This is a genomic window from Streptomyces sp. NRRL WC-3549, assembly GCF_000721935.1.
Taxonomy (GTDB): Bacteria; Actinomycetota; Actinomycetes; order Streptomycetales; family Streptomycetaceae; genus Streptomyces.
In genome coordinates this window covers 70,915-71,599 of the sequence record NZ_KL585403.1, presented here as the reverse complement: position 1 = coordinate 71,599, position 685 = coordinate 70,915, and the positions used below count along the sequence as shown (strand labels likewise).

At 70.5% G+C, this 685-nt stretch carries 1 protein-coding gene; it reads right to left on the bottom strand.

What is annotated here, in order from left to right; all coding sequences use genetic code 11:
• A partial coding sequence (locus tag IH13_RS0117690; RefSeq protein ID WP_324605192.1) for a TIM-barrel domain-containing protein occupies window positions 1-685 on the bottom strand: 685 nt, incomplete at both ends.

Sequence of the window (685 nt, the reverse complement as noted above, 5' to 3'; positions counted from 1 at the left end):
GCCGTGCAGCCGGCTGTGCGAGGAGAGCAGGCCGAAGGCGAGCCAGCGCTTGAAGACGGCCGGGTCCGGGGTGCCCTCGAAGCCGCCGATGTCGTGGCTCCAGAAGCCGAAGCCGGACAGCGACAGGGACAGCCCCCCGCGCAGCGACTCGGCCATCGCGGTGAAGGAGGCGAAGCAGTCGCCGCCCCAGTGCACGGGGTACTGCTGGCCGCCCGCGGTCGCGGAGCGGGCGAAGAGGACCGCCTCACCGGCGCCGCGTTCCTCCTCCAGGAGTTCGAAGACGGTGCGGTTGTAGAGCTGCGCGTAGTAGTTGTGCATCCGCTCCGGGTCGGAGCCATCGTGCCAGACGACGTCGGTGGGGACGCGCTCGCCGAAGTCCGTCTTGAAGCAGTCGACGCCCTGGTCGAGCAGGAGCCGCAGCTTGTCGTCGTACCAGGCGGCGGCCGCGGGGTTGGTGAAGTCGACCAGCGCCATACCCGGCTGCCACAGGTCCCACTGCCAGACGTCGCCGTCGGGGCGGCGTACCAGGTAGCCGCGTTCGGCGCCCTCGGCGAACAGGGCCGACTTCTGGGCGATGTACGGGTTGATCCACATGCTGATGCGGAGCCCGCGCGCCTTGAGGCGGGCCAGCATGCCCTCGGGGTCCGGGAAGACGTCCGGGTCCCACAGGAAGTCGGACCACTGG